The organism is Leptolyngbya sp. Heron Island J, from assembly GCF_000482245.1.
In the GTDB taxonomy this organism is placed as follows: domain Bacteria; phylum Cyanobacteriota; class Cyanobacteriia; order Phormidesmidales; family Phormidesmidaceae; genus Leptothoe.
The window spans coordinates 48,578-63,115 of the sequence record NZ_AWNH01000040.1; the positions used below are offsets into that span (position 1 = coordinate 48,578).

The 14,538-nt window shown below is 49.1% G+C and carries 12 protein-coding genes; 9 read left to right on the top strand and 3 right to left on the bottom strand.

The window, feature by feature from the left end:
• The first annotated feature begins 449 nt into the window (after nucleotides 1-449).
• Nucleotides 450-827: a hypothetical protein gene (locus N836_RS51365; RefSeq protein WP_023072606.1), complete on the top strand. Its 378-nt coding sequence runs from the start codon at nucleotides 450-452 to the stop codon at nucleotides 825-827.
• A 154-nt stretch (nucleotides 828-981) separates the two neighbouring features.
• On the opposite strand, the gene N836_RS51370 is transcribed toward N836_RS51365, so the two are convergent.
• Nucleotides 982-1,914 carry an FTR1 family iron permease gene (locus N836_RS51370; RefSeq protein ID WP_023072607.1) on the bottom strand — a complete coding sequence of 311 codons (933 nt, stop codon included), beginning with the start codon at nucleotides 1,912-1,914 and terminating at the stop codon, nucleotides 982-984.
• A 74-nt stretch (nucleotides 1,915-1,988) separates the two neighbouring features.
• Nucleotides 1,989-2,936, bottom strand: a complete 948-nt coding sequence (locus N836_RS51375) for an isopenicillin N synthase family dioxygenase (protein WP_023072608.1) — start codon at nucleotides 2,934-2,936, stop codon at nucleotides 1,989-1,991.
• A gap of 293 nt (nucleotides 2,937-3,229) precedes the next feature.
• Between N836_RS51375 and N836_RS51380 the strand changes: the two genes are divergently transcribed.
• Nucleotides 3,230-4,054 carry a formylglycine-generating enzyme family protein gene (locus tag N836_RS51380; RefSeq protein WP_031292650.1) on the top strand — a complete coding sequence of 275 codons (825 nt, stop codon included), beginning with the start codon at nucleotides 3,230-3,232 and terminating at the stop codon, nucleotides 4,052-4,054.
• A gap of 135 nt (nucleotides 4,055-4,189) precedes the next feature.
• Here the strand turns inward: N836_RS51380 and N836_RS51385 are convergent, their stop codons facing one another.
• The gene (locus N836_RS51385) at nucleotides 4,190-4,744 is read right to left on the bottom strand and encodes a hypothetical protein (protein ID WP_023072610.1); all 555 of its coding nucleotides are present in this window, start codon (nucleotides 4,742-4,744) and stop codon (nucleotides 4,190-4,192) included.
• 349 nt (nucleotides 4,745-5,093) lie between these two features.
• Between N836_RS51385 and N836_RS73250 the strand changes: the two genes are divergently transcribed.
• From N836_RS73250 to groL, 7 genes are all read left to right on the top strand, one after another.
• Nucleotides 5,094-7,028, top strand: a complete 1,935-nt coding sequence (locus tag N836_RS73250) for a phosphorylase family protein (RefSeq protein WP_023072611.1) — start codon at nucleotides 5,094-5,096, stop codon at nucleotides 7,026-7,028.
• An 8-nt stretch (nucleotides 7,029-7,036) separates the two neighbouring features.
• The gene (locus tag N836_RS51390; RefSeq protein ID WP_023072612.1) at nucleotides 7,037-8,227 is read left to right on the top strand and encodes an AAA family ATPase; all 1,191 of its coding nucleotides are present in this window, start codon (nucleotides 7,037-7,039) and stop codon (nucleotides 8,225-8,227) included.
• On the top strand, nucleotides 8,224-10,863 hold the full coding sequence (locus N836_RS51395; RefSeq protein ID WP_023072613.1) for an SAV_2336 N-terminal domain-related protein: 2,640 nt from the start codon (nucleotides 8,224-8,226) through the stop codon (nucleotides 10,861-10,863). The genes N836_RS51390 and N836_RS51395 overlap by 4 nt, the downstream gene beginning before the upstream one ends.
• Nucleotides 10,864-10,919: 56 nt before the next feature.
• Nucleotides 10,920-11,738, top strand: a complete 819-nt coding sequence (locus N836_RS51400) for a formylglycine-generating enzyme family protein (protein WP_023072614.1) — start codon at nucleotides 10,920-10,922, stop codon at nucleotides 11,736-11,738.
• A gap of 145 nt (nucleotides 11,739-11,883) precedes the next feature.
• Nucleotides 11,884-12,057: a hypothetical protein gene (locus tag N836_RS51405; protein WP_161634964.1), complete on the top strand. Its 174-nt coding sequence runs from the start codon at nucleotides 11,884-11,886 to the stop codon at nucleotides 12,055-12,057.
• Between the two features lie 396 nt (nucleotides 12,058-12,453).
• Nucleotides 12,454-12,765, top strand: coding sequence for a co-chaperone GroES (groES, locus tag N836_RS51415; protein ID WP_023072617.1), 312 nt, complete (start codon nucleotides 12,454-12,456; stop codon nucleotides 12,763-12,765).
• Between the two features lie 27 nt (nucleotides 12,766-12,792).
• The gene (gene groL / locus N836_RS51420; RefSeq protein WP_023072618.1) at nucleotides 12,793-14,415 is read left to right on the top strand and encodes a chaperonin GroEL; all 1,623 of its coding nucleotides are present in this window, start codon (nucleotides 12,793-12,795) and stop codon (nucleotides 14,413-14,415) included.
• Nucleotides 14,416-14,538: the final 123 nt, after the last annotated feature.

The window sequence follows — 14,538 nt, forward strand, 5'->3', positions numbered from 1 at the left end:
TTGCTGATTGAGAGAATGCACCGATCTGGAGAAATGCCACTCATCTGTATCTTGTAGATGAAGTCATCCCGAGGAGTCGCAACGCCGAATTTTATAATTTACTTAAGGTCCATAGCTGAATCTGACAGCTTTTGTGTCTACTCGTCTAGATTGGTATGGTGTAGACTACCTAGAAAGGTTCTGCCTTGAATAGACTTGGGCATTCTTTTAAAAATGCTGAGCTATGACAGGTATTCAGGTTTAGTTCCAGACAAGCCACTAAACTAGCTCTATTCACTTGATTTTTACCTATAGCAGGAGGTGTCCCCTCAGTAGAGATATGCCAGATGTCCAGCTCTAAAACCACTTACTCAGGGTGATTTGACAATTAGACAAGCATTGTTAAACGCGTGATTGCATCAGTAAGTGGCCTGTGTACGGCATTGTGTATTGACCCAAAGGAGAGAAGCATGCAAAATACCCCTCGACCGCTCATCCAGCATGAATCAGAGTCTCGCGCCTGCAAAGCTCCAAAACAAACACGGCTCTACAAACGTTTAGAAGAAGCTCTCCACACCGGTAGTGAAGTCTGGTTTCGAATGCCAGGAACAAGACTCGTCGGCATTCCTATTTATTTAGACGGTGACTACGTGGAAGTTGTGGATGTGGATGTGGCGGAAGGTTACGAAGATGATGAGCTACCGGATGATCCTTATCAGCGGACGGTATGGCTGATTCGGTTGGCTGAAATTAGTGCCATTTCCTATGCGACAGATCGTTGGTCAAAAGATCGGTTTGAACGTTTGTTAGACCAAAGCGACTCTGACAGTAGTTCTAAAAATTGTTAGCCTATGGGGTCGCTGCTGAGAGGTGACAGAATCAGCAATGACCCCATACGAGACTTTACTGATCAGCAGGTTTTCGTTAGAAAAGTCGTAGTTGAGTAGTTTCACTGATATGCTTACGGCGTGAGCCATGATTCTTGTTTTTATAAATCCTTACTTATGGTGATGGCGCTACTGATGTGGTTTGAGTTTTTGGGGGAATGGGTTGATTGAGTGTACGGAAATATCGGTTGCCAATCACTAGCCAGAATAAGATATACGCCATTAGCTGAACTAGATAGATGCGATCGCGATAGCCTAGCAATACTTTCAAGATCACCCCTGGAAACTGCTTATCTGGCAAACTCTGGCTAGTATTCCAAACCAACGGACCCAGGATGCAAGATTGTCCCGTACCAAGGCATAGATCCAGAGAGAAATTATTAAGCTGGCTCACAATAGCAAAGGTAATGTCAATGTTGCGACATACTGACACCACCAGCCCCGAGATGATTAACAACAGCAGCACTCCCATAACTTGAAAAAACAATTTCAAGTTAATCCGGATACCCCACTTAAAGAGCCCAAACCCAATTAATGTCGCCCCCAACAATCCCATAACAACTCCAAACAAGCTACCCATCAGTGTTTGGGATTGGGTAAACAAAAATAAAACGGTCTCAAACCCCTCCCTGAGCACCGCGATACATACAAGGCTAAAGATACTCAGCCCAGCTGTTTCATTGACCAGGGCGTTGGTAACAGTTTGGCTGATTTCTGCTTTTAAAGATCGGGCCTGACGCGTCATCCACAGCAACATCCAGCTCAGCATAATGATGGCAACACTACCAAACAAAATGCCCAGGAATGGCTTTAGCAGCCGCTCAGCATTGGGCATTACATATTGCAACTGCTGCAGCCCCAAACCCAAAAAGGAACCAATCAGAACACTACCCGTCAAACCCGCCACTACTCCCCCAAAAACCCATTGATTGAGCTCGGCTTTTTCCGCCTTATTTAGGCAGGCGAGAACGATTCCGACCACCAGCGCTGCTTCTACACCCTCGCGTAGGGTAACGATCGCAGCTGGTAAAGCAGAGGCAATATCCATAGAGAAGTGGCCGTAGGTAATGGAGATATTTGTCTATTATGACGTGTTAAGGCGATTGCCTTGGTATCAAGATTTTAGGCTAAGCCAATTTCCTGGAGCCGCTGCTGTAGATATTGGCCAGCAGTCTGGGATGGAAACTTGGGTTGACCGCCTGTGCGCTGAATGCATCCGGGCAGCGGCGTTAAGTCAAAATCAGCGCGAGGATGCACAAAGAAGGGCAGGGAAAATCTTCGCTCCTGATCCGGAGAGAGGGGGCCAACCCTCTGAGCATCGGGGTTTACAACCCGATGGGTGGTACTTCTAAAGATGCCATTGCTCAAGGCCTGCAGCATATCCCCCGTATCGATAATGATCTGGCCGGGTAGAGGGTTAACGGCTAGCCAGTGCCCGTCTGTTTGCAAGAGTTCCAACCCTGGCCCGGTGGCTTCACACAGCAAGGTAATCAGATTAATATCTTCATGGGCAGCTGCTCTCAAACTTTTTGCCGACAGTGATTCTGGCAAAGGCGGATAGTGCAACAGGCGCAGAATGCTTTTGCCCTGGCGAGCTTCTGCATCAAAAAACGGCTCTGGCAGCTCTAGATAAAGGGCACAGGCTCTCAGTAAATGGGTCGCACACAGCTCCAACTCCAGGTATAGCTGTGACATCGCCTGCTGGAATTGAGGCACCTCCTGGGGCCAGGGATTGGCCAATTCTTCGTCTCGACCCACATGCCAGAACTCTTTAAGATCAGGAGCCTCGCTGTTTTTGGCATGCTCTTGACCAAAGCGAGTAAAGCCTCGCTGTTGGTGGATTTCGGGCCGTTCGTAGGTCTGTTTAATAGCGTCTGGCAAGGTAAAAAAGTCAGCCGCCGCTTGATAGGCCAACTGAATCAGCTGGGCATCAATGCCATGGTTCTCCAGGGCAAAAAAGCCCACTGTTTCCAGCGCCTGACCTAGGGTCAGGACAAACTGCTGTCGGTCGGACGGTGCCCCGTGGAGAAAGGTTTGCAGGTTAAGGGTGGGGAGGGTTGAGGCTGGCATAGAGGGTGCAGGGTGGATGAGCTGAAGGGTGAATGGATGATTTTGATTTTGTTAAACACCAGGATAAATTGTGGGGGAATATAGGCTGGCGATTGGCCAGCGGATAGATTGCCGATTCGCGATCGCACATCTGGTTAGCGGTTTATGATTGCAGGTACCTCATATTCCGGGGTAAGCACACTACCCCTACGGATTCGTTCATTGGGGTTTGGGGTTACTGACTTTGGATTTCGTATCCTATGCAAAGGATTGCGCCATAATCATGAAGTCATGCTCTAAAGATGGGTGATCCTGTGGAAACGTCTGCGAGTAATCTCACGTTGCATCGCTACAAGCGTACCAATCAAGGCTTTGTGGAAGACCTGGGCAATGGGGTGACGCTGACGCTGATGCTGATTCCTGCAGGGGAATTTCTGATGGGTTCTGTAGAAGACGAGCCTGATAGCAGGGATGAAGAGCGTCCTCAACATTTGGTACGAGTTCCCCAGTTTTTGATGGGTCGATATCCAGTTATCCAGAGGCAATGGAGAGCCGTAGCTGGACTCGAAAAAGTAGCAATTGACTTAAACCCTGAACCGTCTGGGTTTAAAGGAGATAATCATCCGGTGGAGCAAGTGTCTTGGTTTGAGGCAGTGGAGTTTTGTAAGCGGTTATCGGTCCAGACAGGTCGAGAGTATGGATTGCCGAGTGAGGCAGAGTGGGAGTATGCCTGTCGGGCAGGGACTGAGGCACCCTATCATTTTGGAGTAATGATTTCCTCTGATATTGGTAACTTTCGTGGCGGTCTCCTAGCAGAAGGACCAGAAGGTTCAAATGGAGGAAGAACTACTCCTGTTACTCAATTTGGTGTGGCTAATGTCTTTGGTTTGTGTGATATGCATGGGAATGTATGGGAATGGTGCCAAGACCATTGGCATGATAACTATGAGCAAGCACCGACCGATGGAAGTGCTTGGTTAACTTCCAATAAAAATATTATGCGTGTACTACGTGGCGGTTCCTGGTACAGCCGTCCGTGGTATTGCTGCTCTGCCTCTCGCTTTGTGACTTCGTCCGGTCACTACGACAACACTATCGGTTTTCGTGTAACATGCCATGCCCGGGAGACTTTTCGGTAACCTTTCGACTCCGTTATCCTTTTACCTTTTACCCTCTTTGGCGCATAGCGTCTCGATTTCTTCTGACTGCTTCATCTAGCTTCCAGACTCTGGTTGGGAGACTCCCAGCGGCCCTGCTGCCATATTCTGGACTCTTTAATGACCTTTGGCGAGGTCGGCGTAGTCTGTAATTCTTAGTCCCAAAACAATTAGTAAAACAGCCTCCATGGCAGAGAGGATAACCGCAAAAACAGAGATGCTTGAGGTCAACAACCAAAAAGCAACCAGAGCAACTAAACCAGAAATTACAAATGTAACCTGATCGACAAATAGCTGTGTATGTTTCCGACGTTTGCGACGCGGATCATCGCGGTGAGCAGTTTCCCAGCCAAACAGGTATTTTTCGTCAGCGGCACCACCAATCAGAGCAGCAACCCGCTTTTCCAGGTCGTAGCGCACATAGCGACCGATGGCGGTTATCTTCTCGTCGTTGATCAGGTAAGTCCAGCCCATAACCAGACATACCCAGGGAATAACCAAGAGTGCAGCGTAACCGTTGGCATTGGTCAAAGCAAAGGACGCAATCGCTCCAAAAATCCCTAAGGTGACGTATAGCAGATTATCCCGAAAGCCGATGCGCATACTTTGCTCTGCTTTGAGGACACGGTATTCCTCCATCAGGATTTGCAGGGTGTGTTCGTTGCGGTCCATGGGCTGACTGGTAGGGAGTGTGAGGTAAGTCTGAGCTGCAAGCGTTCCCTTCGACTCCACTCAGGGAACGCGGGGTCGAGGGGGTGGTTTCGACTTCGCTCAACCAACGGTTATTAATTCATTCATTGTGTCGATTCGTTGTGAAAGTGAGACAATTCCATGGAAAATTTCCAGAATCTGGGCAAAGTTCATTGTATCGACCAAAGTAGATATGGCTTGGATTTTGGTGGGGTAGTTGGCTTTCTTGACAGCCCCCCAAACCCCCAATGCTGGAGGCTTTGAAGTTGATTTAAGGTATTCTATTTTTTACAGGAATTCACGTCGTCACTTATCTGTTTGTGGTTCAGCGATGCCCAATCTGCGTGCTGTCATTCTTACTGCATTACGAGTTGAATTTGAGGCTGTACGGGCGTTTTTGACCAATAGTCATGAGGTGCAGCATCCAGCAGGCAATATTTATGAGCAGGGAGTCTTTACAGCCAACGGTCGTACCTGGGAGGTGGGGATAGCTGAAGTGGGGATGGGGGATTCTGTTGCAGCCCTGGAAACGGAGCGGGTAATTTCGGTTTTTGACCCACAGGTGATTCTGTTTGTAGGGGTGGCAGGCGGTATCAAGGATGTGAGGATTGGCGATGTAGTGGCAGCTACTAAGGTCCATAACTATGAGTACGGTAAAGCCAAGGCTGAGTTTGAAGCGCGCACGGAGCTAGGGTTGAGTTCCTATGCGCTGATCGAGCGGGCAAAGGCAGAGGCTCGCAGCCATGATCAGCGATGGTTAAAGCGGCTGTCGATGCAGCCGGAATCGATGCCTGAAGTACGGGTAGGCGCGATCGCAGCCGGAGAAAAAGTGATTGCTTCCACCCAGTCCAGCGTCTATCAGTTTCTGCGCAGACAATACAGTGATGCTCTAGCCGTAGAAATGGAGGGCTATGGCTTTCTAAAAGCGGCCCATGCCAATGCCCATCGAGCATCGGCCATTGTGGTACGGGGCATTTCGGATTTGATTGACAGCAAAAATGACGCTCTCAATCAGCCACCGGAGGATGTGCGACAAGTAACAGCATCCAACCATGCCAGTGCCTTTGCCTTTCAGATTTTGGCCAACTTTGAACCGAACGTAGGATTTCTGGGGAATCAGGCTCCCATATACCAGGTGGCTGCTCAAGTTTGGGATGAGCTGTTTGCTTATTTTACGGATGCAGACGTGTCGATAATTGCTCCCCTGTGTCGCCAGGTCTTTGAGCAAGCATTGACATCTGAAAAGGTGGCGTTTGCCTATCCAGAATTAGCCCAGGTAGAAACTGTGCAAGGACTTAAGCAGATCGTCACGCGGGCAGATGATCTCAGCCTGGCCGTAACCTTTGTAGGACGAGCAATCGAAGAGTTTAAACACCCGTCTAAAGGAGTTGGGGTACCACCTGGATTGCAAACCTGGTATGCACAGCATCGGCCTGCCGAGCCAGAACCGAGCCAGGTAGACAAGTCTCCTGGTTATCTCCTGGTTACCTTGGAGCCCAAGGATGATGAGAATACAGTGGCGATCCGAGCTGAGTTTGACGATGGTGCAGGCAGCATGACAACAGATTTGCTGCCACCGGATGCCCAGTGTTCTCTGGATGCTCCAGATGAAGCGTTATCCAAGTATTTATCTGTTGCTGTGGGTAAAGCCAAAGGGGTTAAGACCATCGAGTTCTTCCTATCGTGGCGACATTTTGATCAACCGGTGCATGAGTGGAAAATTAAGGCCGGTTTGGGCAAGCCAAAAGAACTGAAGCAGTTTCGGAATACGCTGGTGCGATCGCTAGATCGACTGACCATAAAAAATTACTCAGAGGAATGGCTAAAAGGCCTACGGGACAAGCTAACCCGGCTACAAACTTGCCGTAATGAAGACTTGCTAACTCTCAGTCATCCAGTCACTGAACTGGACTGTGATGTTCTAGCGAAAGACCTGCCGGAAGGATGTGACACACTTATACTGAAGTTGCTGACAGTGTTACCGGAGGACCATGATGATTTGGAACAGCTATTGGGGACCGTCCTATGGTCCGGCATTCCGCTGTGGTTTTGGTCCTATGGACCTCCAGCAGATACTACAAAACTGTTAGAGCAAATCGATCACCTGCTGCGGGCCGTAAATCTAAAGGATTCTGCCACATTAGCTGAGGTTATTCGGAAGGAACGGTCTCGCCTGCCTGATTTGGGCTTATTATGCGATTGTCCGCATCGGTTGCCAGTCCTGGTAGATTGGAAAAATGGTCGTTTGCGGCCGCCTGCTGCTTAGTAGAGCCTATGTCTGACTGGAAATTTTTTACGGGTGGTCTTAATCGTGATGGGCAGCCACAGCAACATCCGCTGCAGCCGATCGTTGAGCGACCTGCCTGGCGGCAGTTTATGTCCACAGCAGACTTTGACCAAGATTGGCAGCAGGCTAGTGAACAGCGATGGACTGAACTCCGTAGTGAGCAGCGGTTAGATACTCGCTCTCGGGAGCGGGGACAAAGCTTTCGAATTCGTCAGGCAGGCACCACGGGCCAGTCGGATATTCTGACAGCGGTTAACTCGGCACTGGCCTTACGTCGTCCTTTGTTAATTACGGGGAATCCAGGTTCGGGAAAAACGTCGCTGGCCTATGCCATTGCTTATGAGCTGCAGCTGGGGCCGGTGTTGCTATGGCCGATTACTACTCGGTCTACTCTGTCAGATGCACTGTATCGGTATGATGCGATCGCGCGTTTACAAGACACCCAATTTGACAAGTCAGAACTAGAGCTACAAACTCTGCTGGCAAAGGATAAAGATGAAGATTACGACCGCGCTAAAATCGACCAGCTCAAGCAAGGCCGCAGTTTAGGAGACTATATCCAGCTCGGTCCTGTGGGCACAGCATTTTTACCCTCCCATTTACCCCGTGTATTATTGATCGACGAGATCGATAAGAGCGACCTGAATCTGCCTAACGATTTGCTCAACCTATTTGAAGAAGGCAGCTACGAAGTTCCCGAACTGGTGCGCCAAAAAAGTAATGCTCCCATGTCAGTACGCACAGCCGATGAGCAGCTGCCAGCTGAGATTGTGCAGGGCAAAGTTACCTGTTACGAATTTCCCCTGGTAATTATGACCAGCAATGGCGAGAGAGACTTTCCACCAGCATTTTTACGCCGTTGTTTACGCATTACCATGCCTGACCCGGCAGATAGTACGGTGCTAGAAAACATTGTCGGTGCCCACTTTCAGCAGGAAGCCAGTGACACCACCTGGGAACAGGTGAAAAAGGAAGTCGATCCACTCATTGTTGAATTTGCCCAGAAGCTCCAAAGCAAAAAATCTTCCCTGGCAACCGATCAGCTGTTGAATTTAGTTTATATGGTGCGTCAGTCTCAGCTCAGTGCTGGCAATGATGAGCAGACAAAAGCCGACGAGTTAAAAGCCTTAGAGGAAATTCTGCTCCGCCGTTTGACCAGTGACCCAGGGGGCAAATGAACACCGAGCGGTTTATTGCAGCTCTGAGTGACTGTGCACTAAATCCGACAGAGATTGCGGAGATTCTCTGGCTGGCTATGCGGCAGTCGGAACCAGAGCCGATAGAGCCGATAGAGAACCAGGATGAGACAGCTATCGAACCGTCTGAGCAGGAGATTCAGGCTGATTACGACACGATTCCCCCTGATGACTGGGAGGAGGAGTTTGACGACGAAGAGAATGATAGCCACAACGCACTAGATGAAGGCAGAGCTGATATTGCCGCTGGTCCCGCTGGGAATTTACCGGCTAAAGCATTACCCATTTCTGTCCCTGACCCTGGTTATGTCGAAGATACATTACCACTGGTCCGGGCTCTGCGACCGCTGCTTAAACAAATCGCCTCTGAGACCGCTAGCCACTTGAATGAAACGGCGACCGTTGAGCGTATTGCAGAAACTGATATTTGGTCTCCGGTGTTAGAACCAGATCGAGAACCGTGGTTTGAGGTGGCTCTGGTCATCGATGGCAGTGCCAGTATGGCCCTATGGCAGCGGTTGATTGATGATATTCAGAGACTACTACAGTGCTACGGCTCGTTTCGCGACTTTCGGGTGTGGGAATTGGTGGTTGACCAGGGAACACCAGGGCTCCGCGCTATCCCCGATCGGACTGTGCGGAGCCCAAGGGTGCTACTGTCCCCAACGGGGCGACGATTGACGCTAGTATTTAGCGACTGCACAGCCGATTACTGGTGGGATGGGTCGTTGCAGCCCGTTCTGACCCAGTGGGGGCAGTCAATGCCCACGGCAATTTGGCAGGTGCTGCCGGACTGGATGTGGAAGCGAACGGCTCTGGGTGTGGGTGACCATGTGGCTATTCGAAATCGGATGCCGGGCGCAGTGAATCAAAACCTGATGCCTAGATTTTTGGGGTTGCGATCGCCAAAGCGCCGCCCACAGAAGTCTGATGCCAACTTGGCTGGTCCCGCCATTTGTGTGCCCGTGATAACCACCGATGACTCCGCAATTAGTGCCTGGAGTCGTATGCTATCAGGAGATCGACGACAGTCAGCCCCTGGCTTTGTGTTGCCTGCTGAGGGGTGGGAACAAACAAATGGGCGAGTAATTAATGAGCCTGATGAACGTTTGGAACAGTTTCGACTACGAGCAACTCCAGCAGCACGACGGTTGGCAGCTTTGTTATCAGCCGCTCCAGTGATTACGTTGCCGGTGATGCGACTGATCCGAGTCGCCATGTTGCCAGACGTAAAGTCTCCCCTGCCAGTGGCCGAAGTGTTTTTGGGTGGTCTGTTGCAGCGGTCTGTTGATCAGTCGGAGACCACTGATCCAGAGCTGGTACAGTACGACTTTCCGGCAGAGACTCGGGAGCGGTTATTGGATATTTTGCCAACCGTAGACGCTGTTGCAGTTGTCGAGAAAGTATCGGAACATGTAGCAGAGAAACTAAACTGCACCTTGGCAGACTTTAGAGCGTTATTGTTATCTCCCGAGTTAAAGGCTGAAGCAGATCGATATGGTTTAAAAACATTTGCTCAGGTTACGGCCCAGATCCTTCGCACCTTAGGCAGTGAGTATGCAGAGTTAGCCAACCAATTAGACCCTCAGAGTTCAACAGAACCAGGTATGGCTACCAAATGGCCAGATTTTCCTCTCCAAACCTTTGAATACGAAGTTGCCGAGTTTCTTGATTTTCCAGCACTGCAAACCAAGGAAATAGAAGTAGTTACTATCGTTCTACAGGAGCCCACTGGTAAGATTCCTGAAACAGAGATTAAATCCTTTAGCTTTGATGTAGCCACTATTGAACCTAGAGGGGTACTGAGGCGATGGCAAGTACGCCGTCAGCAACGACAGTCTGAGCGGTATCGCGAACGATTAGGAAATGATGCATTCATAATGATGGTGGCTATTCCAGCAGGCAGCTTTGTCATGGGTTCCCCGGAGAATGAGCCGGAACGGTCTAGTGCAGAAGGACCACAGCATGATGTAACAGTTAATGAGTTCTTTATGGGGCAATATCCAGTTACTCAAGCCCAATGGCAATTTGTGGCTACGTTACCCCAGATTGAGCTAACTCTAGAGACTAATCCTTCTGTATTTAAAGGCAATAGCCGTCCGGTTGAGCGAGTATCTTGGCATGAGGCAGTGGAGTTTTGTCAGCGGCTATCAGTTTACACCGGACATAGGTACGAACTTCCGACAGAAGCAGAATGGGAATATGCTTGCCGAGCTGAAACGGTAACGCCTTTCCACTATGGAGAGATGATCACAACTGATGTTGCTAACTACAATGGAAAAAACGTTTATCACGATGGCCCAGAAGGTCAAAGTCGCAATCAAACCACGCTGGTAAAAAAGTTTAAGGTAGCCAACGCTTTTGGCTTGTACGACATGCATGGAAATGTATGGGAGTGGTGTCAGGATCACTGGCATAAAAACTATGAGGGAGCGCCAGTCGATAGTGATGCTTGGTTTACTAACAATGGAGATGCTAAACGGTTATTACGTGGTGGTTCCTGGGACTTCGCCCCGAAATTCTGTCGGTCTGCCTCTCGCGAATATCTTCAGGCTAATCGTAGGTTTAGTCGAATTGGTTTTCGAGTGGTGTGTCGTTCTCCTAGACGTTCATTATGACGTTCTTTCTTTTGTCTCTTACCTTTTGAGAACCCATACACTTTGATTCTTGAGTTATGAGTACTTTGTCAGAACGACCTAATGTTTCTTATGAGCGGCGACAAGAAACAATTCATTTTTTTGCTGAGGTTCTGGATAACAATCTAACTGTAGAGTTGGTGCAGATTCCAGCGGGAAGTTTTACCATGGGCTCCCCAAGAACTGAACCAGAACGAAAGGATTCCGAAGGACCACAACATGAGGTGCAACTTGATGAGTTCTTTATGGGGCAATACCCTATTACCCAAGCCCAATGGCGCTTCGTGGCAGAACTACCCCAGGTTAAACAACCTCTAGAGGCTAATCCGTCCCGGTTTAGGAAAGATAACCATCCAGTAGAACAGGTGTCATGGTACGACGCGGTAGAGTTTTGCAAACGGTTGTCGGCCTATACAGGTCGGCAGTATGATTTACCAACGGAAGCAGAGTGGGAATATGCCTGTCGAGCAGGAACTACCACACCATTTCACTTTGGAGAAACGATCGCACCTGACCTGGCTAACTACCAAGCTACTGAGGCCTATAATAACGGGCCAACGAGTGGACAACGTCGAAAGACGACCCCTGTTGATCACTTTGGTATAGCCAATGCCTTTGGTCTGTGTGACATGCACGGGAATTTATGGGAGTGGTGTCAAGACCATTGGCACAACAACTATGAGCGAGCACCCACCAACGGGCAAGCCTGGCTAACTGCATACAAGAATGCCAAACGTGTGATACGTGGCGGTGCGAGAAATTGTTTTCCAGGGCAATGTCGATCTGCCTCTCGCGTTGAAAATGCAGCCGACAGCCGCAGCTATGTTATCGGTTTCAGAGTGGTGTGTCGGCACTAGCCTGACTCCCAGACTCTAGCTCCCAGCCGGAGTCTGGGAGCCCCCAGCAGCTCTGCCGCGACAGGGTCCGACATTGATTGAGCGGGTGAATGGTAAACGGGTGGCGTCTGTAAATGGCTATTACCGCAAGAATGGACCTGCGTCTATGGATTTATCCATTGAAGTGACGGGCATTCGGGGCACCTGGGGTAGAGAAACGACCTTTGCTGCCTCAGCCATCAAACATGCCAATCGCACCATTGAACTACGAGATAGCAATGGATACCCAATGTGGATGACTTGGCAAACAGACCAAAACTCAGAAGTTTACGAGGATTAAGTTTCACACCTAATCACTATTCTCCATGGCGATATCCTAGCACCTGTTTTTGGGAGATATAGAGAATAAGCTGACGCAGCATAGCAGGAGAATGTATTAGCATCTTAGGAGTAGTCTCTAGGGATGGTATCTGAGCAAGCCCAGCTTACTCCAGCAAGAGCTAAAAACAATGTGCTACTAGTACTCTGTGGCGTCAGTTTGCCCACTATCAAATGTGGATGGGTGGCTGGGCAGGCGTATCAGGACCTTTTTCACTCTCACAACTTCCTCATATTGTTTTTTTACCTTAAGTATGGTTACCCCACTCTTGAGGCAATTAAGTTGAAACTTTTCTAACAATGGGTTTCAGCCAGCTTTGCGTTGCCTATCACTACTACATAGCTAGAGGGAGATTCTATGGTGACAGTATCTTTACAGGTTGCAACGGTCAAACCCCTGGGCGATCGCATTTTTTTGAAAGTAAGTGCCCCTGAAGAAAAGACAGAAGGCGGCATTTTGCTCCCAGATACCGCCCAGGAAAAACCCCAGATCGGAGAAGTAATCGCAGTAGGTCCTGGCAATCGAAATGAGAACGGTGTACATCAACCCATTGATGTCAATGTGGGCGACAAGGTGCTCTATTCGAAATACTCAGGGACCGATATCCAGATGAGCAATGAAGACTATGTTCTCGTGTCAGAGCAAGACATTCTAGCAACGCTAGCGTAGCCGTGAATTATGTAGGAGACAGTGGCAATGGCTAAATCTATTTTTTACAGTGATGACGCTCGTCATGCCCTGGAAAGAGGCATTGACCTTTTATCTGAGGCGGTTGCTTCCACGTTGGGACCGCGGGGTCGCAATGTGGTGTTAGAAACTAAATTTGGGGCACCTCAGATCATCAACGATGGGGTGACCATTGCGAAAGAAATTGAGCTAGAAGACCATGTCGAGAACACAGGGGTTGCTTTGATTCGTCAAGCGGCAGCTAAGACCAATGACGTGGCAGGAGATGGTACTACTACTGCGGTTGTACTGACCAGTGCAATTGTCAGAGAGGGCCTGCGCAATGTAGCTGCTGGGGCAAATTCTATGGCCCTGCGACATGGCATTGAAAAAGCTGCAAACTTTGTGGTCGAGCAGATTAAAGCCCATGCTCGTCCTGTTCAGGACTCCAGAGCCATTGCTCAAGTCGGCACCATCTCAGCTGGTAATGACCCAGAGGTAGGTGACATGATTGCCACCGCCATGGAGAAAGTGGGTCGTGAAGGCGTAATTACCCTGGAAGAAGGCAAGTCCATGACCACCGAGTTGGAAATTACCGAAGGGATGCGTTTTGACCGGGGCTATATTTCCCCCTACTTTGTGACCGATGCAGAGCGGATGGAAGCGTTGTTGAATGAGCCTTATATTCTAATTACAGATAGAAAAATCACCCTGATCCAAGATTTGTTGCCAGTCTTAGAATCAATCACCCGCATCGGTAAACCACTGCTAATTATCGCCGAAGATGTTGAGAGAGAGGCTTTGGCTACCTTGGTGATCAATCAGCTACGGGGTGGACTCCAGGTTGCCGCCGTCAAAGCCCCTGGGTTTGGCGATCGCCGTAAAGCGATGCTGCAGGATATTGCCGCTTTGACAGGGACTCAAGTGATCAGCGAAGAAACTGGTCTGTCGTTAGAAAATGCCACCATGGAAATGTTGGGACATTCCCGTCGGGTCACGATTACAAAAGATACCACGACCATTGTAGCCGAGGGTAATGAAGAGGCAGTACAAGCCCGCTGTGAACAAATCCGAGGTCAGATGGAAGAAACCGACTCCGACTATGACAGGGAGAAACTACAGGAGCGTCTGGCAAAACTCTCTGGTGGTGTGGCTGTGATTAAAGTTGGTGCAGCCACTGAGACTGAACTGAAAGATCGTAAATATAAACTAGAGGACGCGATTAACTCTACCAAGGCCGCTGTGGAAGAAGGCATTGTGCCAGGAGGTGGTACTACATTGGCCCATCTGTCACCGCAATTAGAAACCTGGGCAAAAGACCATTTGGATAACGAAGAATTGGTTGGGGCTTTAATTGTTGCTCGGGCCCTTTATGCACCCATCCGACGCATTGCGGAAAATGCCGGTCAAAATGGAGCAGTAATTGCAGAACATGCTAAAGAGCAGGAATTTGATGTGGGCTACGATGCGATGAAAAACCAGTTTGTCAATATGTTTGAGGCAGGCATTGTAGATCCGGCAAAAGTCACCCGCAGCGGGCTACAGAATGCAGCATCTATTGCAGCAATGACCCTTACAACTGAATGCATTGTGGCAGAGAAACCAGAACATAAGGAGAGAGTACCTGCTGGTGTGGGGCAGTTTGATTATTAAGTCTTGAAACACCAAAACTCTTAATATCATCTCCATCCATGATCTCTGATTTGGACGGAGATTTCTTATGTTTCTAATTGTCATGGAGATACCTAAATTGCGTTTTATTAGGATATAGAGTTA